The organism is Pseudomonas sp. NPDC090592, from assembly GCF_044769185.1.
Classification (GTDB): domain Bacteria; phylum Pseudomonadota; class Gammaproteobacteria; order Pseudomonadales; family Pseudomonadaceae; genus Aquipseudomonas.
Genome location: NZ_JBIVXJ010000047.1, coordinates 16,449 through 39,340 on the forward strand (window position 1 = coordinate 16,449; position 22,892 = coordinate 39,340).

Annotated in this window: 19 protein-coding genes; 15 read left to right on the top strand and 4 right to left on the bottom strand. The window is 62.9% G+C overall.

Annotation, left to right across the window (positions count from 1 at the left end; translation table 11 throughout):
* The first annotated feature begins 15 nt into the window (after positions 1 to 15).
* Complete coding sequence (locus ACIQUI_RS27230; RefSeq protein ID WP_403203957.1) at positions 16 to 333, top strand: Rieske (2Fe-2S) protein; 318 nt, start codon at positions 16 to 18, stop codon at positions 331 to 333.
* On the opposite strand, the gene sfsA is transcribed toward ACIQUI_RS27230, so the two are convergent.
* Positions 323 to 1,036 carry a DNA/RNA nuclease SfsA gene (gene sfsA / locus ACIQUI_RS27235; protein ID WP_403203959.1) on the bottom strand — a complete coding sequence of 238 codons (714 nt, stop codon included), beginning with the start codon at positions 1,034 to 1,036 and terminating at the stop codon, positions 323 to 325. The genes ACIQUI_RS27230 and sfsA overlap by 11 nt on opposite strands.
* Complete coding sequence (locus tag ACIQUI_RS27240) at positions 1,036 to 2,208, bottom strand: pyridoxal phosphate-dependent aminotransferase (protein ID WP_403203961.1); 1,173 nt, start codon at positions 2,206 to 2,208, stop codon at positions 1,036 to 1,038. Before ACIQUI_RS27240 ends, sfsA begins: the two co-directional genes overlap by 1 nt.
* 210 nt (positions 2,209 to 2,418) lie before the next feature.
* Between ACIQUI_RS27240 and dksA the strand changes: the two genes are divergently transcribed.
* The 13 genes from dksA (at position 2,419) to ACIQUI_RS27305 (ending at position 21,244) form a co-directional block, all read left to right on the top strand.
* The gene (gene dksA / locus ACIQUI_RS27245; protein ID WP_403203963.1) at positions 2,419 to 2,865 is read left to right on the top strand and encodes an RNA polymerase-binding protein DksA; all 447 of its coding nucleotides are present in this window, start codon (positions 2,419 to 2,421) and stop codon (positions 2,863 to 2,865) included.
* Positions 2,866 to 2,928: 63 nt separating this feature from the next.
* Positions 2,929 to 3,816: a tRNA glutamyl-Q(34) synthetase GluQRS gene (gluQRS, locus tag ACIQUI_RS27250; RefSeq protein ID WP_403203965.1), complete on the top strand. Its 888-nt coding sequence runs from the start codon at positions 2,929 to 2,931 to the stop codon at positions 3,814 to 3,816.
* 244 nt (positions 3,817 to 4,060) lie between these two features.
* Positions 4,061 to 4,237, top strand: coding sequence for a hypothetical protein (locus ACIQUI_RS27255; RefSeq protein WP_003250005.1), 177 nt, complete (start codon positions 4,061 to 4,063; stop codon positions 4,235 to 4,237).
* Positions 4,221 to 7,196: an ATP-binding protein gene (locus ACIQUI_RS27260; protein WP_391136900.1), complete on the top strand. Its 2,976-nt coding sequence runs from the start codon at positions 4,221 to 4,223 to the stop codon at positions 7,194 to 7,196. The genes ACIQUI_RS27255 and ACIQUI_RS27260 overlap by 17 nt, the downstream gene beginning before the upstream one ends.
* 4 nt (positions 7,197 to 7,200) lie before the next feature.
* Positions 7,201 to 8,646 (top strand): sigma-54-dependent transcriptional regulator, encoded by a 1,446-nt coding sequence (locus ACIQUI_RS27265; protein ID WP_403203968.1) that lies wholly within the window; start codon positions 7,201 to 7,203, stop codon positions 8,644 to 8,646.
* 838 nt (positions 8,647 to 9,484) lie between these two features.
* Positions 9,485 to 10,873, top strand: a complete 1,389-nt coding sequence (locus tag ACIQUI_RS27270; RefSeq protein ID WP_403203970.1) for a polynucleotide adenylyltransferase PcnB — start codon at positions 9,485 to 9,487, stop codon at positions 10,871 to 10,873.
* Positions 10,870 to 11,349 (top strand): 2-amino-4-hydroxy-6-hydroxymethyldihydropteridine diphosphokinase, encoded by a 480-nt coding sequence (folK, locus tag ACIQUI_RS27275; RefSeq protein ID WP_403203971.1) that lies wholly within the window; start codon positions 10,870 to 10,872, stop codon positions 11,347 to 11,349. The genes ACIQUI_RS27270 and folK overlap by 4 nt, the downstream gene beginning before the upstream one ends.
* A gap of 262 nt (positions 11,350 to 11,611) precedes the next feature.
* Positions 11,612 to 12,412 carry a 3-methyl-2-oxobutanoate hydroxymethyltransferase gene (gene panB / locus ACIQUI_RS27280; RefSeq protein ID WP_403203973.1) on the top strand — a complete coding sequence of 267 codons (801 nt, stop codon included), beginning with the start codon at positions 11,612 to 11,614 and terminating at the stop codon, positions 12,410 to 12,412.
* Positions 12,409 to 13,272, top strand: a complete 864-nt coding sequence (panC, locus tag ACIQUI_RS27285; RefSeq protein ID WP_403203975.1) for a pantoate--beta-alanine ligase — start codon at positions 12,409 to 12,411, stop codon at positions 13,270 to 13,272. Before panB ends, panC begins: the two co-directional genes overlap by 4 nt.
* A 247-nt stretch (positions 13,273 to 13,519) precedes the next feature.
* A complete protein-coding gene (gene pgi / locus ACIQUI_RS27290) occupies positions 13,520 to 15,184 on the top strand; it encodes a glucose-6-phosphate isomerase (RefSeq protein ID WP_403203977.1) in 1,665 nt (554 codons plus the stop codon).
* Between the two features lie 198 nt (positions 15,185 to 15,382).
* Complete coding sequence (gene acs / locus ACIQUI_RS27295) at positions 15,383 to 17,317, top strand: acetate--CoA ligase (protein ID WP_403203979.1); 1,935 nt, start codon at positions 15,383 to 15,385, stop codon at positions 17,315 to 17,317.
* 42 nt (positions 17,318 to 17,359) lie between these two features.
* The gene (locus ACIQUI_RS27300) at positions 17,360 to 18,229 is read left to right on the top strand and encodes an oxygenase MpaB family protein (protein WP_403203981.1); all 870 of its coding nucleotides are present in this window, start codon (positions 17,360 to 17,362) and stop codon (positions 18,227 to 18,229) included.
* Positions 18,230 to 18,307: 78 nt separating this feature from the next.
* Entirely contained in the window at positions 18,308 to 21,244 is a 2,937-nt protein-coding gene (locus tag ACIQUI_RS27305; RefSeq protein WP_403203983.1) for a DUF748 domain-containing protein, read from the top strand.
* Positions 21,245 to 21,363: 119 nt separating this feature from the next.
* Here ACIQUI_RS27305 and ACIQUI_RS27310 read toward each other — a convergent pair whose 3' ends face one another.
* The gene (locus ACIQUI_RS27310; RefSeq protein WP_403203985.1) at positions 21,364 to 21,777 is read right to left on the bottom strand and encodes a VOC family protein; all 414 of its coding nucleotides are present in this window, start codon (positions 21,775 to 21,777) and stop codon (positions 21,364 to 21,366) included.
* Between the two features lie 60 nt (positions 21,778 to 21,837).
* Between ACIQUI_RS27310 and ACIQUI_RS27315 the strand changes: the two genes are divergently transcribed.
* Positions 21,838 to 22,140: a putative quinol monooxygenase gene (locus tag ACIQUI_RS27315; RefSeq protein WP_403203987.1), complete on the top strand. Its 303-nt coding sequence runs from the start codon at positions 21,838 to 21,840 to the stop codon at positions 22,138 to 22,140.
* Positions 22,141 to 22,210: 70 nt separating this feature from the next.
* Here the strand turns inward: ACIQUI_RS27315 and ACIQUI_RS27320 are convergent, their stop codons facing one another.
* Positions 22,211 to 22,561 (bottom strand): BON domain-containing protein, encoded by a 351-nt coding sequence (locus ACIQUI_RS27320; protein ID WP_012274238.1) that lies wholly within the window; start codon positions 22,559 to 22,561, stop codon positions 22,211 to 22,213.
* Between the last annotated feature and the right edge of the window lie 331 nt (positions 22,562 to 22,892).

Genomic DNA, 22,892 nt, shown 5'->3' on the forward strand with positions numbered 1-22,892 from the left:
TGAGCCATCCTTGCCATGCACTTCCTTTGTACCTCACACGGCCTGGCCGAAGGCCAAAGCCGCGCCTTCAGCGTAGACGGCGTCGAACTGTTCGGCGTGCGCCGCCAGGGCCAGGTGTTCCTCTACCGCAACCGTTGCCCGCACCGCGGCATCGGGCTGAACTGGGCGCCAGATGCGTTTCTCGATGACAGCGCCAGCCTCATCCATTGCGCCCACCATGGCGCGCTGTTCCTGATTGAAAATGGCGAGTGCGTGTCGGGGCCCTGCGAAGGTGAACAACTGCAAGCCCTGGGCTGTCGCGAAGACAGCCAAGGCATCTGGCTCACGGCGTGAGCAACACAGGCAGACGTCGATCAATCACGATGCCTTGTGCATCCAGCCGGGCGCCGTATGCCAGCACCTCCACGCCATCCGCCACCGCAGCACGCAGGGCCTGGGCGTAGCCTGCGTCGATTTCCTCGGCCGGGCGCACGGCGTCGACACCGGTCAGGTTCACACAATACAGCTGCACCGCCCGTATGCCCTGCCGGGCCAGTTTGGCCAGCTCGCGCAGGTGCTTTGCGCCACGTTGGGTTACTGCATCGGGAAAGGCCGCGACAAGGCTGTCGGGGTAGCCCAGGGTCACGCTTTTGACCTCGACATAGGCCGGTACCCCGTCAAACTCCAGGCGAAAGTCGATCCGGCTGCCTTCCTCGCCGTAGGCCACTTCGCGCCTGAGCGCGGTGAAACCGGCCAGTTCGGCAATGACACCGGCCCGCAGCGCCTCTTCAACCAATGCATTGGCCCGCCCGGTATTCACACAGGCCAGCCGACCCTGCGGGGTCTCGCTGATCTCCCAGGTGCCCGGCAGCTTGCGCTTGGGATCGTTGGAGCGGCTGAACCACACCTGCCCGCCTTCACGCATGCAGTTGAGCATGGAGCCGGTGTTCGGGCAGTGGATGGTCAACTGTTCGCCGCCGGGCAGTTCGATATCCGCCAGAAACCGTTTGTAGCGGCGCAGCAGGCGGGCCTGTTCAAGTGGGGGATAGAATTGCATCAGCCTTGCCAGCTCCGCAGGCCACGGGCAATTCGCTGTACCGCTTCTTCCAGGCGCGGCAGGCTCTGGGTGTAGGCAAAGCGCACATGGTGCCCGGCCAGGTGACGGCCAAAGTCCAGCCCCGGCGTGAAGGCCAGGTGCTCGGTTTCCAGGAAGTGTCGGCAGAAGGCGAACGCGTCACCGCCAAAGGCGCTGATGTCGGCATACAGGTAGAACGCCCCTTGCGGCTCCACGGCAATGCGGAAGCCCAGTTCACGCAGGGCGGGCAACAGGTAGTCGCGGCGACGGGCAAACTCGGCGCGGCGCTCTTCGAAAATGGCCAGGGTTTCGGGTTGGAAACACGCCAGCGCGGCATGCTGGGCCATGCTGGGCGCGCTGATGTACAGGTTTTGCGCCAGCTTTTCCAGGTCAGCCACTGCGCCAGGGGGTGCCACCAACCAGCCGAGGCGCCAACCTGTCATGCCGAAATATTTGGAAAAACTATTCAACACGAAGGCCGAGTCGTCGACTTCCAGCACGCTTGGCGCGTCCATGCCATACGTGAGGCCATGGTAGATCTCATCCACCACCAGGTGGCCGTGTCGCTCATGGGTGGCGCTGGCAAGGCTGGCCAACTCTTCTCGCCCCAGAACAGTACCGGTCGGGTTGGCCGGCGATGCGACCAGGGCGCCGACGGTGTCTTGGTCCCAGTACCGTTCAACCAGATCGGCGGTCAGCTGGTAGTTCACCTCCGGGCCCACCGGCACCAGCTGCGCCCCGCCCTCGACCAGGCGCAGGAAGTGCCGGTTGCACGGGTAGCCCGGGTCGGCCAGCAGCCAGTGCTTGCCCGGGTCAACCAGCAGGCTGCTGGTCAGCAGCAGCGCGCCGGAGCCACCCGGGGTAATGAGAATGCGCTCCGGGTCGATACCCAGGCCATAGCGCTGACGGTAAAAACCGGCAATGGCCTCGCGCAGTGCTGGCAGCCCGCGTGCAGCGGTGTAACGGGTGTGACCGGCAGCCAGCGCGGCCTGGCCGGCAGCAATGATGGGCGCCGCCGTGGTGAAGTCTGGCTCGCCGATTTCGAGGTGAATCACGTCGTGCCCGGCCACCTGCAGCTCGTTGGCCCGGGCCAGCAGTGCCATGACGTGGAAGGGTTCGATGGCGCGGCTGCGCGCACTGTAGGGGTGGGCCATGACCTTCTCTCAATTGGGTCTAAACTGGAGATTCTACCTCTGCACGCCACCGAACGTGCGGCTCACGTCGGTGTCAATAAGCAGGATCGGGCGGGGTAGCGCACCCCCGATCTATCTGGTAAGTTCGGCGGCTCGCAGTCGCAGGGCCGGCGGTCGCCGGAGATGGAGCAGCCTGCGCATTGGATCAGATGAGTGAGAGGCGGTCTATTCATGTCCACCGTAGAAAAGCAAAAAACCGGTCAAACCATGTACGGTGTCGAGCCCTATAAAGAGACCAAGGGCGAAGAGTACATGGGTGAGCCCATGAAGAAGCACTTCATCAAGCTTCTCAATGCCTGGAAAAGCGAGCTCATGCAGAGTGTGGATCGCACCGTAGACCACATGAAGGATGAAGCTGCGAACTTCCCGGACCCGGCCGACCGTGCCAGCCAGGAAGAAGAATTTGCTCTTGAGCTGCGCAACCGCGACCGCGAGCGCAAGCTGATCAAGAAAATCGACAAGACCCTGCAGAATATCCAGGACGAAGAGTACGGCTGGTGCGAATCCTGCGGCATCGAGATTGGTCTTCGCCGCCTGGAAGCCCGCCCAACTGCGGACCTGTGCTTCGATTGCAAGGAACTGGCAGAGAAAAAGGAAAAAACGGTCGGCAAGGCCTGATCGCCTTCCTATCCAGATGGGGCGCTTCAAGCGCCCCGTTTCATTTATATGCCCTGCCTGACCATGACCGACTCCCGCTACATCGGGCGCTTCGCCCCTACTCCCAGCGGCTTCCTGCACTTCGGCTCGCTGGTAGCTGCCCTCGCCTCCTGGCTCGATGCCCGCGCTGTCAACGGCCGCTGGCTGCTGCGCATGGAAGACACCGACCCTCCCCGGGAAATGCCCGGTGCCCGTGATGCGATCCTGCAGACCCTGGAGCGATACGGGCTGGAGTGGGATGGTGAAGTCGTGTTCCAGAGCCAGCGGCACGACGCCTACGCTGCGGTAGTCGACCGTTTGTTCAACATGGGCCTGGCCTATGCCTGTACCTGCTCGCGCAAGCAGCTGGAAGGTTACAACGGCATCTACCCAGGCCTGTGCCGCAACGCCGGGCATGCCCGTGAAGGTGCGGCGATCCGCTTGCGCGTGCCAGAGCTGATCTACCGCTTTACCGATCGGGTGCAGGGTGATTACCAGCAACACCTGGGCCGCGAGGTAGGCGACTTCGTCATCCAGCGCCGCGATGGGCTGTATGCCTACCAGCTGGCGGTGGTGCTGGACGATGCCTGGCAAGGTGTTACCGACATCGTGCGCGGTGCCGACCTGCTCGACAACACCCCGCGCCAGCTGTACCTGCAAGAGCTGCTGGGCTTCTCGCAACCGCATTACCTGCATATACCGCTGATCGTGCAACCGGATGGGCACAAGCTGGGCAAGTCGTACCGCTCGCCGCCATTGCAGGCAGAACATGCTACGCCGCTGTTGCTGCGGGCCTTGCGCGCGCTGGGGCAGGAGGCTGACCCGGAGCTGCTGCTGGCAACACCAGCCGAAGTGCTGGCGGTGGCCCGCACGCAGTGGCGGCCGGAAGCAATTGCGCAGAGGACGACGGTGCCAGAGGCTGATTTGCGCTGAGGCAGGCCCGGCCCTTTCGCGGGCATGCCCGCTCCCACAGGGACACCACAGGGCCGAAGGGAGTGGAGATCCTGTGGGAGCGGGCGAGCCCGCGAAGAGGCCAGTACAAGCAACACACCTCTCAAAATCAAAAGCCCAACAAATTCAAACCCTTGGCGAACACTGTGGATTCCCGCTAGCATCCCCCCCGCCATTTGCGCCAATAATAAGTCCAAGCCCGCAGCGCCCAACCATCGAGGCCAGCATGTACATCTATCGTTTGGTCCTGCTTCTGGTCGTGGGGATCTACTTGTTCTCCCCGGCCATCATGGACTGGTGGATCGAGCCGACCGGAGCCTGGTACCGCCCCTACCTGCTCTGGCTGATCCTGATCGTCGTCACCTTTATCCTGCAGAGCCAACGAGATGCCGATGAGCTTTAGCCTGACCCAGATGATCCTGATCAGCGCCGGGTACCTCATGGTGCTGTTCGGCGTGGCCTGGATCAGCGAGCGGGGGTTGATCCCGCGTTCGATCATTCGTCACCCGCTCACCTACACCCTGTCGCTGGGCGTGTACGCCAGTGCCTGGGCCTTCTATGGTTCGGTGGGCCTGGCCTACCAGTATGGTTACGGGTTCCTGGCCTGTTACCTGGGGGTGTCCGGCGCATTCCTGCTGGCGCCGGTGCTGCTTTACCCGATCCTCAAGATCACTCGCACCTACCAGTTGTCATCGCTGGCCGACCTGCTGGCATTCCGTTTCCGCAGCACCTGGGCCGGCGCGTTGACCACCATCATCATGCTGATCGGCGTGCTGCCTTTGCTGGCCCTGCAGATCCAGGCAGTCGCCGACTCGATCAGTATCCTGACTGGCGAGCCGGTCAAGGCCCGGGTGGCCTTCGCCTTCTGTACGCTGATCATCCTGTTCACCATCTTCTTCGGCTCGCGGCACATCGCCACGCGGGAGAAGCATGAGGGGTTGGTGTTCGCCATCGCCTTCGAGTCGGTGATCAAGCTCCTGGCGCTCGGCGGCATCGGCCTCTACGCCTTGTATGGCGTGTTCGGCGGCCCGCACGGGCTGGAAGTCTGGCTGCTGCAGAACCAGACCGCCCTCGCCGCCTTGCACACCCCGCTGCAGGAGGGCCCATGGCGCACCCTGCTGCTGGTGTTCTTCGCATCGGCCATCGTCATGCCGCACATGTACCACATGGCCTTCACCGAAAACCTCAACCCGCGCTCGCTGGTCAGCGCCAGCTGGGGCCTGCCGCTGTTCCTGCTGCTGATGAGCCTGGCCGTGCCGCTGGTGCTGTGGGCCGGCCTGCGCCTGGGCGCCAGTACCAACCCCGAGTACTTCACCCTGGGCCTGGGGATTGCCGCCAACAACGAGGCACTGGCACTGCTGGCCTACGTCGGCGGGCTGTCGGCCGCCAGCGGCCTGATCATCGTCACCACCCTGGCACTCTCGGGCATGGCCCTCAACCACTTGGTACTACCGCTTTACCAGCCCCCGGCCGAGGGCAACATCTACCGCTGGCTGAAGTGGACCCGCCGGGCGCTGATCGTCGCCATCATTACCGCCGGCTTCATGTTCTACCTGACCCAGAACAACCACCAGAGCCTGGCCAACCTGGGCATCGTCGCCTTCGTCGCCACCCTGCAGTTCCTGCCCGGCGTGCTGTCGGTGCTGTACTGGCCCACCGCCAACCGCCGCGGCTTCATCGCCGGGCTGCTGGCCGGCACCCTGGTGTGGATGGTGACCATGCTGCTGCCGCTGCTGGGCAACCTGCAGGGTTTCTACATCCCGCTGCTGGACATGATCTATGTGCTGGACGACACCAGCTGGCACATGGCGGCCATTGCTTCGTTGGCGGCCAACGTGCTGCTGTTTACCCTGATCTCGCTGTTCACCAACGCCAGCAACGAAGAAGTCAGCGCAGCCGAGGCCTGCGCGGTGGATAACGTACGCCGCCCGCAGCGCCGCGAGCTGCACGCCGCCTCGCCGCAGGAGTTTGCTACCCAGCTGGCCAAACCACTGGGCGCCAAGGCCGCACAAAAGGAGGTGGAGCAGGCCCTGCGTGACCTGTACCTGCCGTTCGACGAACGCCGCCCCTACGCCCTGCGCCGCCTGCGTGACCGCATCGAGGCCAACCTGTCCGGCCTGATGGGGCCGAGCGTGGCCCAGGACATGGTCGAGACCTTCCTGCCGTACAAGTCCGGTAACGAAAACTACGTGACCGAAGACATCCACTTCATCGAAAGCCGCCTGGAAGACTACCACTCGCGCCTGACCGGCCTGGCGGCCGAGCTCGATGCCCTGCGCCGCTACCACCGCCAGACCCTGCAAGAACTGCCCATGGGCGTGTGCTCGCTGGCCAAGGACCAGGAAATCCTGATGTGGAACAAGGCCATGGAAGAGCTGACCGGCATCGCCGCCAAGCACGTGGTCGGCTCGCGCCTGGTGACCATCGGCGAGCCCTGGCGCGGCTTGCTGCAAGGTTTCATCAACGTGCCGGACGAGCACCTGCACAAGCAACGCCTGGCGCTGGACGGCCAGCCGCGCTGGCTGAACCTGCACAAGGCGGCCATCGACGAGCCGCTGGCACCCGGTAACAGCGGCCTGGTTTTGCTGGTGGAAGACCTCACCGAAACCCAGGCCCTGGAAGACAAGCTGGTGCATTCCGAACGCCTGGCCAGCATCGGCCGCCTGGCCGCCGGCGTGGCCCACGAAATCGGCAACCCGATCACCGGTATCGCCTGCCTGGCGCAAAACCTGCGCGAGGAACGCGAAGGCGATGGCGAGATCATCGAGCTGTCCAGCCAGATCCTCGAACAGACCAAACGCGTGTCGCGCATCGTCCAGTCGCTGATGAGCTTCGCCCATGCCGGCGGCAGCCACCAGAACAGCGAGGAGCCGGTGTGCCTGGCCGAAGTGGCGCAGGACGCCATCGGTCTGCTGGCGTTGAACCGGCGCAATTTCGAAGTACAGTTCTTCAACCTCTGCGACCCGGACCACTGGGCCGAGGGGGATCCGCAACGCCTGGCCCAGGTGCTGATCAACCTGCTCTCCAACGCCCGTGACGCCTCGCCAGCCGGGAGCGCCGTGCGTGTGCGCAGCGAAGTGAGCGAGCACACCGTCGACCTTATCGTCGAGGACGAGGGCAGCGGTATACCGAAGAACATCATGGACCGCCTGTTCGAACCCTTCTTCACCACCAAGGACCCGGGCGAAGGAACCGGACTGGGGCTCGCTCTGGTCTATTCCATCGTGGAAGAGCATTATGGGCAAATCACCATCGACAGCCCGGCCGATATCGAACGGCAACGTGGCACCCGGATCCGCGTGACCCTGCCCCGGCATGTCGTAGCGACGTCCCCTGAAATTCGAGACCGTCGAGAGAATTGAATCAATGCCGCACATTCTGATCGTCGAAGACGAAACCATCATCCGCTCGGCCTTGCGCCGTCTGCTTGAGCGGAACCAGTACCAGGTCAGCGAAGCCGGCTCGGTGCAGGAAGCACAGGAACGCTTCAGCATTGCCACCTTCGACCTCATCGTCAGCGACCTGCGCCTGCCAGGCGCACCCGGCACCGAGCTGATCAAGCTCGGCCAGGGTACCCCGGTGCTGATCATGACCAGTTACGCCAGCCTGCGCTCGGCGGTGGACTCGATGAAAATGGGCGCGGTGGACTACATCGCCAAGCCCTTCGACCACGACGAGATGCTGCAGGCCGTGGCGCGTATCCTGCGCGACCGGCAGAACGCTCCCGCCGCCGCACCGGCTGCCGAGCCACGCGCCAGCAATGGCAAGGCGGCCCCTGCCGACAAAGGCAGCGCCGCGGCCGCCAATGGCGAAATCGGCATCATCGGCTCGTGCCCGCCGATGCAGGACATGTACAGCAAGATCCGCAAGGTCGCGCCCACTGATTCCAACGTGCTGATCCAGGGTGAGTCGGGCACCGGTAAAGAGCTGGTAGCCCGTGCCCTGCACAACCTGTCGCGCCGGGCCAAGGCACCGATGATCTCGGTGAACTGCGCAGCCATCCCCGAGACACTGATCGAGTCCGAATTGTTCGGTCACGAGAAAGGCGCTTTCACCGGTGCCAGCGCCGGGCGTGCGGGCCTGGTAGAAGCTGCCGACGGCGGCACACTGTTCCTCGACGAAATTGGCGAACTGCCACTGGAAGCGCAGGCTCGCCTGCTGCGCGTGCTGCAGGAAGGCGAGATTCGCCGGGTGGGCTCGGTGCAGTCGCAAAAGGTCGATGTGCGCCTGATCGCCGCAACCCACCGCGACCTGAAGAACCTGGCCAAGGCCGGCCAGTTCCGTGAAGACCTTTACTATCGCCTGCACGTCATCGCCCTGAAACTGCCCGCCCTGCGCGAGCGCGGCAGCGACGTCAACGAAATCGCCAGTGCCTTCCTCGCCCGCCAGAGCGCGCGCATCGGCCGCGACGACCTGCACTTCTCGGCTGAAGCCGAGCAGGCAATCCGTCACTACAGCTGGCCAGGTAACGTGCGTGAGCTGGAAAACGCTGTGGAGCGTGCGGTAATCCTCAGCGAGAGCGCAGAAATTTCTGCCGAACTGCTGGGCATCGACATCGAGCTGGGCGACCTGGAAGAGGACGAAATCCTCAACAATGCCCTGGTGGCAGCCAGTGCTGCCAATGCCAGCCACGAGCCGACCGAGGACCTGTCGCTGGAGGACTACTTCCAGCACTTCGTGCTTGAACACCAGGACCACATGACCGAGACCGAACTGGCCCGCAAGCTCGGCGTCAGCCGCAAGTGCCTGTGGGAACGCCGCCAGCGCCTGGGCATCCCGCGGCGCAAGAGCAACGTTACCAGCGATAACTGATACACCCGGGCGGGAGGTTCCTCCTGCCCCTTCTCTACTCGCCGTTCTGGCCCCTTCGCGGGCATGCCCGCTCCCACAGGTCTTTCACTGCCCTCAAGGCCTGTGCGCTACCTGTGGGAGCGGGCGCGCCCGCGAAGAGGCCGGCAAGGCCACCGCCCACACCCCAGGTAACACATCAGCCCCCGCAGAAATCTGTTACCCAACCTTTCCGCCGTAACAGTTCCCGAGGCGTACGGTAACGAAATTTCGACATTTTGGACCATTGGCAAACCGCCAGAAAGCCGCAAACCCTTGAATTTACTGGGTTTGCAAAAGTTGGCACGGCACCTGCTATATGTTTAGTACAAAAACAATAACAAGCACTGCAACTCAGAATAAGAACAAGACGAAACGGCTCACGCACAATAAAAACAAGACGGCGGAGGCGCAGCTAACTGATTCTTTTGGAGAGGATGCGTGTTTGGGGCTTGCCCCACGACCAGGCAGAGAACAACAAAAACTGCACTAAAAAGCAGCGCCTGAACTGGTTGGATCATCTGATCAACGTGACATCAGCGGCCAAAGCAATCCGTTTGCTCTTAACCCCTGGATTGGGGGTCGTCCACAAGCTTCGAGATTTGTGGGCAGGGCACTCAACAAAAACAAGAAGCCCGGCAAAATAACAATAAGAGCACGCAACGACTTCTTGGGGAGCTTAGGCTCCCCTTGTCGTTTCTACCCTTCTGGCAGGCATCCTGCTACCCGCCTACACCATTCCTTGAGTAAATGCTAGAATCCCCGCCCATCATGCGGCCATTCTCCTATTCTTGGCCGAACATTCCTTCAAACAGTGCATCCCATGCTGAAGAAGCTGTTCCAGTCGTTCCGCCCGCCCGTACCGGGCCAGCACCACAGGCGCACCACGCCTGAGGTGATAAACAAGAGCCAGCACTCGCTGCAGCGCCACCAGTTCAGCCGCCATGCGGTAAACATCGTGGAGCGCCTGCAGAGCGCCGGCTACCAGGCTTACCTGGTCGGTGGCTGTGTCCGCGACCTGATGCTGGGCATCACGCCGAAAGATTTCGACGTCGCCACCAGCGCCACCCCCGAACAGGTCCGTGCCGAGTTCCGCAACGCGCGCATCATTGGTCGCCGCTTCAAGCTGGTCCACGTGCATTTCGGCCGTGAAATCATCGAAGTCGCTACCTTCCGCGCGCCCCACTCCGAAGACGATCAGGGTGATAGCCACCGTTCGTCGCACAATGCCAGTGGCCGCATCCTGCGGGACAACGTATACGGCACCCTGGAAGAAGACGCGCAACGCCGCGACTTCACCATCAACGCCCTGTATTACGACCCGGTCAGCGAGCGCATTCTCGATTACGCCAATGGCGTGCACGATGTGCGCAACCGCCTGCTGCGGCTGATCGGCGACCCGACCCATCGCTACCAGGAAGACCCGGTGCGCATGCTGCGTGCGGTGCGTTTTGCCGCCAAGCTCGACTTCGGCATCGAGAAGCACACGGTCCAGCCGATCCGCGAACTGGCCCCGCTGCTACGCGAGATTCCACCCGCACGCCTGTTCGAGGAAAGCCTCAAGCTGTTCCTCTCCGGCCAAGGTGCCATCGCCTTCGAAATGCTGGTCGACCTGCAGCTGTTCGAGCCGTTGTTCCCGGCCAGCGCACACGCCCTGGACGAGCGCCCGACCTACACCCACACGCTGATCAGCCAGGCACTGAACAACACCGACCTGCGCGTGAAACAGGGCAAACCGGTAACCCCGGCGTTCCTGTTCGCCGCACTGTTGTGGCCTGCCCTGCCATCGCGCGTGCTGCACCTGCAAAACCAGGGTGTACCGCCGATCCCGGCCATGAACGGTGCCGCTCACGACCTGATCGCCGAGCAATGCGCACGCATTGCCATCCCCAAGCGTTTCACCCTGCCGATCCGCGAGATCTGGGACATGCAGGAACGCCTGCCACGACGCAGCGGCAAGCGCGCCGACCTGCTCCTGGACAACCCCCGCTTCCGCGCCGGTTACGACTTCCTGCTGCTGCGTGAAAGCGCCGGGGAAGAAACCGACGACCTCGGCCAGTGGTGGACTGACTACCAGGATGCCAACGACAGCGAACGCCGCGAGATGATTCGCGAACTGGGCAGCCGTGATGAAGGCACTGGTGCCGGCCCGCGCAAACGCAAGCGCAGCGGTAGCAAACGCAAGCGCAGCGGCGACGAGGCGTTCGAGTGAAGACGCGCGCCTACGTCGGCCTGGGCAGCAACCTGGATGCACCTGCCGAGCAGCTGCGCAGTGCCTTGCAGGCGCTTGATCAGGTTGAAGGGACGCGCCTGGTGGCAGCCTCGGCCCTGTACACCAGCGACTCGCTGCTACCCGGCCAACCGCGCTACACCAACGCTGTTGCCGCCCTAGACACCGCACTGCCGCCACTGGCCCTGCTTGATGCGCTGCAAGCCATCGAGAACGGCCATGGCCGCGTGCGCAAGGAGCGCTGGGGCCCGCGCACGCTGGACCTGGACATCCTGCTGTTCGGTGACCACGTACTCGACGAGCCACGCCTGAAAGTGCCGCATTACCACATGCATGCCCGGCCCTTCGTGCTGTACCCGCTGGCGGAGCTGGTACCGGGCGATTTCTGCCTGGCCGATGGCCGCGCCCTCGCGCAGTTGCTCGACGACTGTCCATTCGTCGGCCTGGAACGCCTGTAAACCGGGCGTTTCAGCCGCGCACAGCACTACGGTAACGCCAGTAACACCCTGATCGTAACAATGCGGTAACAGGGTGATTGACTTCCCCCACCTCGCTCACGACTATAGGCGTCCCGTACGGCAGCAAAGTGCCGCATACCCGTATTTAGGCCCGGACGGACCTGTGCCCGAACATCACGCGCGATGATGTGCCGCTCCGGAAGATGACTACACGCGTTGAATGCAGTCGTTTTTTACAGCGCCTGAACGAGGATTTTCCTACATGCCTGAAGTAACCCTTACCACCCTCAATGGCCTTAAGGCCAAGGGTGAAAAAATCACCATGCTGACCTGCTACGACGCGACCTTCGCCAAGGCCGCCAGCCAGGCCGGCGTTGAAGTGTTGCTGGTGGGCGACTCGCTGGGAATGGTCCTGCAGGGCCACGACAGCACCCTGCCAGTCACCACGGCAGATATGGCCTACCACACCGCCAGCGTCAAACGCGGCAACGACGGCGCCCTGATTCTTGCCGACCTGCCGTTCATGGCGCACGCCACCCCGGAGCAAGCCTTCGCCAACAGCGCCACGCTGATGCAGGCCGGCGCCCACATGGTCAAGATCGAAGGCGCTGCCTGGCTGGGCGAAACCATCCGCCTGCTGGCCGAGCGCGGCGTGCCGGTTTGCGCGCACATGGGCCTGACCCCGCAGACCGTCAACGTGCTGGGCGGCTACAAGGTACAAGGCCGCCAAGAGGCCCAGGCCCGGCAGATGCGCGCTGACGCCATCGCCCTTGAGCAGGCCGGTGCGGCCATGCTGCTGCTCGAATGCGTGCCCAGTGAACTGGCGGCGGAAATCACCAATGCCGTAGGCATCCCGGTGATCGGCATTGGTGCCGGTAGCGCCACCGATGGCCAGGTACTGGTACTGCACGACATGCTTGGCCTGTCGCTGAGCGGCCGGGTTCCCAAGTTCGTGAAGAACTTCATGGAAGGCCAGCCAGACATTCAAGGCGCCCTCGTCGCTTACGTCGAGGCCGTCAAGCAAGTCAGCTTCCCAGGCAGCGAACACGGGTTCAGTGCATGAATACAGTCAAGACCGTCCGCGAACTGCGCGCCGCCGTTGCACGTGCCCGCGGTGAAGGCAAGCGCATCGGCTTCGTGCCGACCATGGGCAACCTGCACAGCGGGCATGCGGCCCTGGTGATCAAGGCTGCGCAGCGCGCCGACTTCGTGGTTGCCAGTATCTTCGTCAACCCGCTGCAGTTCGGCGCCAACGAAGACCTCGACAAGTACCCTCGCACACTGGCCGCCGACCAGGAGCGCCTGCTGCAGGCCGGCTGCAACCTGCTGTTCGCGCCCACCGTTGAAGAGATGTACCCCGATGGCATGAGCGTGCAAACCCGCGTCAGTGTGCCCCACCTCTCCGAAGGCCTGTGCGGCGCCAGCCGGCCCGGGCATTTCGAAGGCGTGGCCACCGTGGTCAGCAAGCTGTTCAACATGGTCCAGCCCGACCTTGCCGTGTTTGGTGAAAAAGACTTCCAGCAGTTGGCAGTGATCCGCGCCATGGTGCGCGACTTGAACATGCCGGTTCAGATCATCGGCGAGCCCACCGTGCGTGCCGAAGATGGCCTGGCGCTGTCGTCGCGCAATGGTTACCTCACGCCGGAGCAGCGTGCGGCAGCGCCGGCGCTGTATCGCACCTTGCAGCAGATTGCGGCGGGTATTGGCCGGGGCCAGCGGGACTTTGCCGCGCTGGTTGCCGAGGGGCAGGCGCAACTGGCTGCTGCGGGTTTCCGGCCGGACTACCTGGAAGTGCGTCATGCCGTGAGCCTGCGCCCGGCGGTGATCGATGACCGCGACCTGGTGGTAATTGCGGCGGCTTACATGGGTAACACGCGGTTGATCGACAACCTGTACCTGCATGTGGAAGAGAAGACCGCATAACGGCGTGGGGCTGCCTTGCAGCCCATTCGCGGGACAAGCCCGCTCCCACAGGATCTGCACTATCCCCAGGAAACACACATCCCGTGTGGGAGCGGCCTTGTGCCGCGAATGGGGCGCAAAGCGCCCCCAAAATCACCCTGCCATACCCATTCCCAGCGCGTGGCCTTTGCCTATAATGATGCCAGCCTGAACCCGGCAATGACTGCCGTGTCCAAGGCATCACCACGCACCAAGGGAACCCCGCGCAATGGCGTATTACCGTACACCCCACGATGTGACGGCCCTGCCCGCCTGGCAGGCGCTTCAGCAACACCGCGACGCCATGCAGAGCTTCAGCATGCGCGAAGCCTTTGCCGCCGATGCCAAGCGCTTCGACCAGTTCTCCCTTAGCGCTTGCGGTCTGTTCCTCGACTACTCGAAAAACCTGATCACCGAACAAAGCCGCGACCTGCTGGTGAACCTGGCCAACGAAGTGGGCCTGCAGGACGCGATCAAGTCGATGTTCGGCGGCGAAATCATCAACGCCTCGGAAGGCCGCCCGGTGCTGCACACCGCCCTGCGCCGCCCCGTGGGCGACAAGCTCAGCGTCAACGGCGTGAACGTCATGCCGGAAGTGCACAAGGTGCTCAACCAGATCACCGAGCTGGTCGGGCGCATCCACGATGGCCTGTGGCGCGGCTACAGCGAAAAACCGATCACCGACGTGGTCAACATCGGTATCGGCGGCTCGTTCCTCGGCCCCGAGCTGGTGTCCGAAGCGCTGCTGCCCTACGCCCAGCGCGGCGTACGCTGCCACTACCTGGCTAACATCGACGGCAGCGAGTTCCATGAGCTGTCGGCCAACCTGCGCGCCGAAACCACCCTGTTCATCGTCTCGTCGAAGTCGTTCAACACCCTCGAGACCCTGAAAAACGCCATGGCCGCACGCACCTGGTACCTGGCCCAGGGCGGTTCGGAAGCCGAGCTGTACCGCCACTTCATCGCCGTTTCCAGCAACAAGGCCGCCGCCGTGGCCTTCGGCATCCGCGAAGAGAACATCTTCCCGATGTGGGACTGGGTGGGTGGGCGCTATTCGCTTTGGTCGGCCATCGGCCTGCCGATTGCCCTGGCCATCGGCACGGCCAACTTCAAGGAACTGCTGTCGGGTGCCTACACCATGGACCAGCACTTCCAGACCGCGCCGTTCGACAAGAACATGCCCGTACTGCTGGCCCTGCTGGGCGTGTGGTACGGCAACTTCTGGGGCGCGAGCAGCCACGCGATCCTGCCGTACGACCACTACCTGCGCAACATCACCAAGCACCTGCAGCAGCTGGACATGGAGTCCAACGGCAAGAGCGTGCTGCAGGACGGCACCCCGGTGAAAACCGATACCGGCCCGGTGATCTGGGGCGGGGTGGGCTGTAACGGCCAGCACGCCTACCACCAGTTGCTGCACCAGGGCACCCAGCTGATTCCCGCCGACTTCATCGTACCGGTGGTGAGCTTCAACCCGGTGGCCGACCATCATCAGTGGCTGTACGCCAACTGCCTGTCGCAGAGCCAGGCGCTGATGCTCGGCAAGACCCGCGAAGAGGCCGAAGCCGAGCTGCGTGGCAAAGGCCTGAATGAAGCGGACATCGAAAAGCTGGCGCCGCACAAGGTGATCCCGGGCAATCGCCCGAGCAACACCCTGGTGGTCGAACGCATCAGCCCGCGCCGGCTGGGTGCGCTGGTGGCGATGTACGAGCATAAAGTGTTCGTGCAAAGCGTGATCTGGGGTATCAACGCCTTTGACCAATGGGGCGTGGAGCTGGGCAAGGAGCTGGGCAAGGGTGTGTACCAGCGTTTGGTCGGTAGCCTGGAAGACAGCGCCGAAGACGGCTCCACTCAAGGCCTGATCAACTACTTCCGCGGCCGCCACCGCGGGTGATCTGATACCTTCGCTGGCCTCTTCGCGGGCTTGCCCGCTCCCACAGGAATAGCGCCGCCCTCAAGTGGGGCGCAGTCCCTGTGGGAGCGGGCAAGCCCGCGAAAGGGCCGGTGCAGGTTGAACACCACTCCCAGCTACACTGTCCTATCGAATAGCCGTTGCAGTCCCTCGCCCCTTACAAGAGCAGGACCACCCGCCATGTTCGATATCAAGCAGTATCCCCAGGCCCTGGCCGTCAGCCAGTCTGCCGCCCTCACCCCCGACGACTACCGCCGCCTGTACCGCCAGTCGGTCGAAGACCCTGACACCTTCTGGGTCGAACAGGCCAAGCGCCTGGACTGGATCAAGCCGTGGTCCAGCGTGCAGCAATGCGACCTGAAAACCGGCAAGGCCCGCTGGTTCGATGGCGCCCAGCTCAACGTCAGCTACAACTGCATCGACCGCCACCTGGCCCAGCGTGGCGAGCAGACCGCCTTGCTGTGGGAGGGCGACGAGCCAAAAGACTCGAAAGCCATCACCTACCGCGAACTGCAGCGCCAGGTTTGCCGCCTGGCCAATGCCCTGAAAGCGCGGGGAGTGAAGAAAGGTGACCGGGTATGCATCTACATGCCGATGATCCCCGAAGCCGCCTTCGCCATGCTCGCCTGCACCCGCATCGGTGCCATTCATTCAGTGGTGTTCGGTGGTTTCTCCCCCGATGCCCTGCGTGACCGTATTCTCGATGCTGACTGCCGCACCGTGATCACCGCCGATGAAGGCGTGCGTGGCGGCAAGCGCATCCCGCTGAAACAGAACGTCGACAAGGCCCTGGCCAGCTGCCCTGCGGTCAGCAGCGTATTCGTGGTGCGCCGCACCGGTGGCGATGTCAGTTGGGCCGAAGGCCGCGACCTCTGGTACCACGAGGCAACGGAAAAGGCCGGCGAGGCCTGCGCCCCCGAGCCGATGGAGGCCGAAGACCCACTGTTCATCCTCTACACCTCTGGTAGCACAGGAAAACCCAAAGGCGTGCTGCACACCACCGCCGGCTACCTGCTGCAGGCGACGATGACCTTCAAGGTGGTGTTCGACTACCGCGATGGCGAGGTGTTCTGGTGCACCGCCGACGTCGGCTGGGTTACCGGCCACAGTTACATCGTCTACGGCCCGCTCGCCAATGGCGCGACCTCGCTGATGTTCGAAGGCGTGCCCAACTACCCGGACACCTCGCGCTTCTGGCAAGTGGTGGACAAGCATCGGGTAAACATTTTCTACACCGCCCCAACCGCCCTGCGTGCGCTGATGCGCGAGGGTTCCGGGCCGTTGCAGGGCACTTCGCGCAAAAGCCTGCGCCTGCTCGGCAGCGTCGGCGAGCCGATCAACCCCGAAGCCTGGGAATGGTATTTCGAGGAAGTCGGGCAAAAGCGCTGCCCCATTGTCGATACCTGGTGGCAGACCGAGACCGGCGGCATCATGCTCACCCCGCTCCCCGGCTCGCAGTCACTCAAGCCCGGCTGCGCCACGCAGCCCATGTTCGGCGTGCAACCGGTGTTGCTGGACGAGCAAGGTAAACTGATCGAAGGCCCCGGCGCGGGCCTGCTGGCAATCAAGGCCAGCTGGCCCGGGCAGATCCGCGGCGTATACGGTGACCAGCAACGCATGGTCGACACTTATTTCAAACCCTTCCCCGGTTACTACTTCACCGGCGACGGCGCCCGCCGCGATGCCGATGGCGACTACTGGATCACCGGGCGCATCGACGACGTGCTGAACGTTTCCGGCCATCGCATCGGTACCGCCGAAGTGGAAAGCGCACTGGTGCTGCACCACAGCGTCGCCGAGGCGGCCGTGGTCGGCTACCCGCACGACCTCAAGGGCCAGGGTGTGTATGCCTTCGTCACGACCATGAGCGGCATCGACCCGGACGACGCGCTCAAAGCCGAGCTACTGGCCTTGGTCAGCAAGGAAATCGGCAGCTTCGCCAAGCCAGAGCTTATCCAGTGGGCGCCAGCATTGCCCAAGACCCGCTCAGGCAAGATCATGCGGCGTATACTGCGCAAAATCGCCTGCAACGAGCTGGACAACCTGGGCGATACCTCGACCCTGGCCGACCCCGGCGTGGTGCAGGGCCTGATCGACAAGCGTCTCAACCAGTAACCGGCGGCCATTGTCCATGGCCGCCCTGAACCACAGGTCGCCATGGAAGCCCTTCGTCGCCGCATCGAAACCCAGGTCATGAGCCTTACAGGGCTGGCCCTCGGCCAGCTCGATCTGGAAAACCCCAAAGGCGACCCTGGCCTGTTCGGCCCGCACAGCATCAGCTGGCGGGTGCACGGTGACTTCCCGAGCATGCTGGTCGGCGGCATCAGCGCCCTGTTGCTGCAGCTGCTGCACCCGCTTGCCCTGGCCGGGGTGTGGGACCACTCCAATTTCCGTGAAGACCTGCTCGGGCGCCTGCGACGCACCAGCCAGTTCATCTCCGGCACCACGTTCGGCTCGACACGCGATGCCGAATGGTTGATCGACAAGGTCCGCACCATCCACCTGCAGGTCAGCGGCACCGCACCAGATGGCCGCCCTTATGCTGCCAGCGACCCGGACCTGCTGACCTGGGTCCATGTAGCTGAGGTCAGCAGCTTTCTTGCCGCCCACCTGCGTTACCGCAACCCGCACCTGGCACGCGCCGAGCAGGACGCCTATTACGCTGAAATCGCCTTGATCGCCGAGCGCCTTGGCGCCCGTAACGTGCCGCGCTCGTGCCAGCAGGTAGAGGATTACCTGCTGCGCATGCGCCCCCAGCTTCACTGCGACAGCCGCAGCCACGAAGTGGTCAGGATCCTGCTCGAGGCCCCAGCCCCCAGCCGCCTGGCACAGCCGGTAGGCAAGCTGATGCTGCATGCCGGCATCGACCTGCTACCGGACTGGGCCCAGAGCATGCTCGGCCTGCGTCACGGGCCGTTGCAGCGCCGCATGATCCGCCTGGGGTTGCAACGCACTGCGCCGGTATTGCGCTGGGCAATGCGCGATGGGTCGGCGCACCGGGCCAAACGGCGCATGGGCATCGAATGAGGTCAAATGGTCGCCTCAGCGGAACTGATTTAACGTGCCATACTCCAAGCACTCCTGCTTAGACAGACGATGCGACACATGTACAAAGGATTGACTCGCGCCGCTGGCGCAATCGTGGCCCTGGTAGCCCTCTATAGCCTGCTCGGCTTCCTCATTCTTCCCGGTGTGGCATTGCGCATCGCCAACCAGCAGTTGGCCCAGTATGCGACCGTGCCAGCCCACCTCGAACGGATCGAACTCAACCCCTTCAGCCTTGAGCTGACGCTCTGGGGCCTGCAGATCGGCGAGCCCGGCAAGGAACAGGTCGGTTTCGAGCGCCTGTACGCCAACCTCTCGCTCGACAGCCTGTGGACCAAGGCCCTGCACCTGGAAGCGGTAGAGCTCGACAAACCGCGCAACGAAGTGCTGTTCGCCAAGGACGGTACACTCAACCTGACCGGCCTGTTCAAGCTGCCCGCCAGCGAGGCCAAGGCCGACCAGCCGCCCAGCGACCCGTTCCCGCTGCGTATCGGCAGTATCAAGCTCACCGACGGCTACCTGCACTTCCAGGACGCGCGCCCAAGCGAGCCGATCGAGTTCCTCTACGACAACATGAACCTGGAGCTGAAAAACCTCAGCACCTTACCCGACGACAGCGCCGACATGACCCTGGTGGCCAACGGCCCCAATGGCGGGCGCATCGACTGGAACGGCACGCTCAGCCTGTCACCGATTGCCTCCGAAGGCACGCTGAAGGTCACCGAGGGGAAGATGAAACTGTTCTGGCCCTACGTGCGCGACGCCGTGCCGCTGGTGCTGGAAGACGGTGTGTTCAGTCTCGATACCCATTACAAGCTCAACCTCGCCAAACAGACCGAATTGCTGCTGGAAAACGCTTCGGTGCGTATCGCCCCGTTTGCCATCAAGGCACCGGATGGCCGCCCGCTGGCGCGCCTGGCTAGCCTGGAGGTGAGCGAAACCTCCGTGGACCTGGTCAAGCAACTGGTCAGCGTGGGCAAGATCCGCAGCGAAAAACTCGAGACCTGGGCCGCGCTGGAAAAGGACGGCCAGCTTGACTGGCAACAGCTGTTCGCCAGCCAACCCGCCAAGGCCACGCCGAAAGAAAAAGCCGAACCGGCTGCCGCCGAACCCACGCCTGAGCAGCAAGCCGCCAAAGAACCCAGCAAGCCCTGGCAAGTGCTGCTCAAGGACGTGCAACTGCGCAACTACCTGGTGCACCTGGCCGACCGCAGCCAGAAAGAGCCGGTAGCCCTGGACATCGGCCCGCTCAACGCCGACTTGCAAGGTTTCGACAGCCTCAACCAGTCGCCCTTCACGCTCAAGCTCGATACCGGTGTAGGCAGGCAAGGCAAGCTGCAGGCGGCCGGCCAGGTCAACCTGGCACCGATCTGGGCCAAGCTGGATGTGAGCACCCGGGACATCGACTTGCGGGTAGCCCAGGCCTATATCAGCCCGTTCATTCTGCTGGAACTGCGCAGTGGCATGCTCGCCAGCGACCTCAAGGTCGACCTGAAGAATACCGCACCGCTGGCCTTCACTATCACCGGCAAAGCCCAGCTTAACCAGCTGCACACCCTCGACACCATCAAGAGCCGCGACTTCGTCAAATGGCAGCAGGTGAACGTCGACGGGTTGTCCTATGTGCACGGCGATGCGCTGTCGATCGACAAGGTAACCCTGCTGCAGCCGTATGCGCGCTTCATCATCAATGAAGACCGCACCACCAACATCAACGACCTGTTGATCCCGCAACCGGCCAGCGCACCCGCGAAAACCCAAGCCAAGGCAGCACCGGCTAGCAGCGACAAGCCGCTGGGTATCCACATCGGCCAGATCGACATCAACGACGGCTCGGCCAACTTCGCCGACCTGTCCCTTACCCCCAACTTCGCCACGGCCATCCAGCAGCTCAATGGCCAGATCGGTACCATCGACAACCGCAAGCCGGCGCCGGCCAAGGTGGACGTTAAGGGCAAGGTCGACCGCTACGCCCCGGTCACCATCAAAGGCGCACTCAACCCGTTCAACCCGCTGGCCAGCCTGGATATCGCCACCAGCTTCAAGCGCGTCGAACTGACCACCCTCACGCCCTACTCCGGCAAGTTTGCGGGCTTTCGCATTCGCAAGGGCCGGCTCAACCTCGACTTGCACTACCTGATCACCAATGGCCAGCTCAAGGCCGAGAACAAGGTCGTGGTGGAGCAGCTGCAACTGGGTGAGAAAGTCGACAGTCCGGATGCGGTCGACTTGCCGATCCGCCTGGCGGTGGCATTGCTGAAGGACACCGAGGGCAAGATCTCGATCGAGCTGCCGGTGACGGGCGACCTCAACAACCCACAGTTCAGCGTGATGCCGATCGTCTGGCAGACCCTGCGCAACCTGGTGCTGCGCGCTGCGCAAGCCCCGTTCAAGTTCATTGGTGGACTGATTAGTGGCGGTGGCTCGCAAGACCTTGGCAACGTCGCCTTCGCACCCGGCTCCAGCGAGCTCAGCGGTGACGCCCAGTCGTCGCTGGACAAGCTGGCCTCAGCACTGAAAGAACGCCCGGAACTGCGCCTGGAAATCGAAGGCACCAGCGCCCAGGCCAGCGATGGCCCATTGATTGCCCAGCAGCGCCTTGAGCGTGAATACCAGGCCACCTGGTACAAGATCCTGCAGCGCCGCGGTGACAAGGTGCCGGCCAATGCCTCGATGCTGGTGGTGGACGATAGCGACAAGCCAGCGATGCTCGAAGGCATCTACCGCACCCGCCTGAAACAGCAGCCACCCGCCGAATGGGAGCAACTGGGGCGTGACGAGCGTACTGCCAAGCTGCGCGAGGCAGTGATCAAGTCGTGGGCCGAGAGTACCGCCTTGCTGCGTACGTTGGGCCAGGAGCGGGCCAGCAGCATCAAGGATTACCTGGTCGACAAGGGCAAGCTGGAAGATGACCGGGTGTATTTCATCGATACCAGCCTGGGGCAGCCTGAGAGCGATGGGCGGGTGGTTACGCCGATGCACCTGGATGCTGAGTAATTCATGAAGCAGGCCCGGCCTCTTCGCGGGCACGCCCGCTCCCACAGGGATAGCGCACTGCTTTAGGCCTGCGCTGTACCTGTGGGAGCGGGCATGCCCGCGAAGAGGCCCGTACAGGCTTACACCAACCGCTGCCCAGACACCGCCGGGTGATACAGCGGCTGCACCTTGTTCCCCGCCGGGTCCAGCAGGTGGAAGCTGCGCGCGCCGTCACCATGGTTGAATGGCCGGTCGAGCAAGGTCACGCCTCGGGCCTTGAAGTACGCATACCAAGCCTCCAGCTCCTCGACGCTGTCGACGATGAACCCATAATGATCCAAGGTCTGCAAACCGTTGGCCGCCCCTGCCCCGCGCCCCAGCGACAGGTTGTCATTACCACAGGTCAGGTACACCAGGTCTTCATTGGCGCGGTTCAGTACTTCCATGCCCAGCACATCGACGTAGAAGCGTTCGCACTCCTCAAGGTTGGGTACCAGCAAGGCAATATGGCGCAGGCCATTCAGGCGGCCAGGGCGGGCAGGCAAATCGGACATTGGCTAGGCTCCATTTTTGTATACAATTCATTATTGAATTTAAAACAAAAGGAGCGCTTTGTGTATAGCCTGTTCATCAAGACCCGCGTGAAACCCGGATGTGCCGATGCTTTCCTTAGCGCGATCAAAGTCAATGCCGCTGCTTCGGTGGCCAGCGAGCCGGGTTGCCTGGTGTTCGATGTGTCGCAGGACAGGGTCGATCCGGAGCTGATCTACCTGTATGAGATCTACCGCGATGATGCGGCGTATGAGGCGCATACCCAGACTGCACATTTTCGCGATAGCCGGCCGCTGGTGGAGCCGCTGATCATTGAGCAGGAATGCTTCGAGAGTGATGTGGTAGCGCGTAATCCTGTTTACTAAATGAAAGGGGCCGCAAAGCGGCCCCTTTCATTATTTGGTGGCCAAGTCCGTTTGGCCGACGGGACATCCCTTATTCGGATTTCAGGCCATCAGCCGAAACGGCCTGTACGCCTTTGATCTTCTTGGCGATGGCAACTGCCATCTCTTTCTGCGCATCGGTCACTGCAACATCGGACGACAGCGACACAACGCCCTTGTTGGTTTCAACCTTGATATCGCTGCCAGGTACACCTTTCTCGGTCATCAGGTCAGCCTTTACCTTGGTGGTGATCCAGGTATCGGAGGTTGCTTCCTTGGCTTTGGTCACCTCACCGGCCGCCAGCGTCATGGGGGCCTGGGTGGACTGTTGGGCAAATGCCGCGTTAGCCATGGTCAGGGTCAGAGCGGTAGCAGTAGCGGCAGCAATGGCGAACTTCTTCATGTGGGTCACTCCTGTTTTTCGAAAGGTCTGCGCCGTATGTCCTGGCGGCAGGTATGAAGGTAGTTGCATGTGCTGTGCCAGCTTTGTCACTTCGATTAAATCCTTATAAATCAGTTACTTGGTATAGTGCCGGCATTTCATGGGTCGTGCATTTTGCAACCTGCACGGTAAACCTGCATGCAAGATGCAAGTCCGCAAAAGGTTCCCGCCACCCATGAAAAAAGGGCCCCGAAGGGTAATGCCAGTCAGTTAAGCTGACTGGCATTTTCATTTTCGGGTCGGATATTTTGCGGGTCGTTGCTTCACTACTCTTGGGAACCAACGATCAGGT

Excerpts from the sequence above, each read along its gene's own strand:
- acs (WP_403203979.1), top strand. The coding sequence starts at position 15,383 with ATGTTCGATATCAAGCAGTATCCCCAGGCCCTGGCCGTCAGCCAGTCT.
- sfsA (WP_403203959.1), bottom strand. The coding sequence starts at position 1,036 with ATGCAATTCTATCCCCCACTTGAACAGGCCCGCCTGCTGCGCCGCTAC.
- ACIQUI_RS27305 (WP_403203983.1), top strand. The coding sequence starts at position 18,308 with ATGTACAAAGGATTGACTCGCGCCGCTGGCGCAATCGTGGCCCTGGTA.
- panC (WP_403203975.1), top strand. The coding sequence starts at position 12,409 with ATGAATACAGTCAAGACCGTCCGCGAACTGCGCGCCGCCGTTGCACGT.
- ACIQUI_RS27265 (WP_403203968.1), top strand. The coding sequence starts at position 7,201 with ATGCCGCACATTCTGATCGTCGAAGACGAAACCATCATCCGCTCGGCC.
- ACIQUI_RS27255 (WP_003250005.1), top strand. The coding sequence starts at position 4,061 with ATGTACATCTATCGTTTGGTCCTGCTTCTGGTCGTGGGGATCTACTTG.
- dksA (WP_403203963.1), top strand. The coding sequence starts at position 2,419 with ATGTCCACCGTAGAAAAGCAAAAAACCGGTCAAACCATGTACGGTGTC.
- ACIQUI_RS27270 (WP_403203970.1), top strand. The coding sequence starts at position 9,485 with ATGCTGAAGAAGCTGTTCCAGTCGTTCCGCCCGCCCGTACCGGGCCAG.
- ACIQUI_RS27310 (WP_403203985.1), bottom strand. The coding sequence starts at position 21,777 with ATGTCCGATTTGCCTGCCCGCCCTGGCCGCCTGAATGGCCTGCGCCAT.
- pgi (WP_403203977.1), top strand. The coding sequence starts at position 13,520 with ATGGCGTATTACCGTACACCCCACGATGTGACGGCCCTGCCCGCCTGG.
- ACIQUI_RS27300 (WP_403203981.1), top strand. The coding sequence starts at position 17,360 with ATGGAAGCCCTTCGTCGCCGCATCGAAACCCAGGTCATGAGCCTTACA.
- ACIQUI_RS27230 (WP_403203957.1), top strand. The coding sequence starts at position 16 with ATGCACTTCCTTTGTACCTCACACGGCCTGGCCGAAGGCCAAAGCCGC.
- gluQRS (WP_403203965.1), top strand. The coding sequence starts at position 2,929 with ATGACCGACTCCCGCTACATCGGGCGCTTCGCCCCTACTCCCAGCGGC.
- ACIQUI_RS27260 (WP_391136900.1), top strand. The coding sequence starts at position 4,221 with ATGCCGATGAGCTTTAGCCTGACCCAGATGATCCTGATCAGCGCCGGG.
- ACIQUI_RS27240 (WP_403203961.1), bottom strand. The coding sequence starts at position 2,208 with ATGGCCCACCCCTACAGTGCGCGCAGCCGCGCCATCGAACCCTTCCAC.
- panB (WP_403203973.1), top strand. The coding sequence starts at position 11,612 with ATGCCTGAAGTAACCCTTACCACCCTCAATGGCCTTAAGGCCAAGGGT.
- ACIQUI_RS27320 (WP_012274238.1), bottom strand. The coding sequence starts at position 22,561 with ATGAAGAAGTTCGCCATTGCTGCCGCTACTGCTACCGCTCTGACCCTG.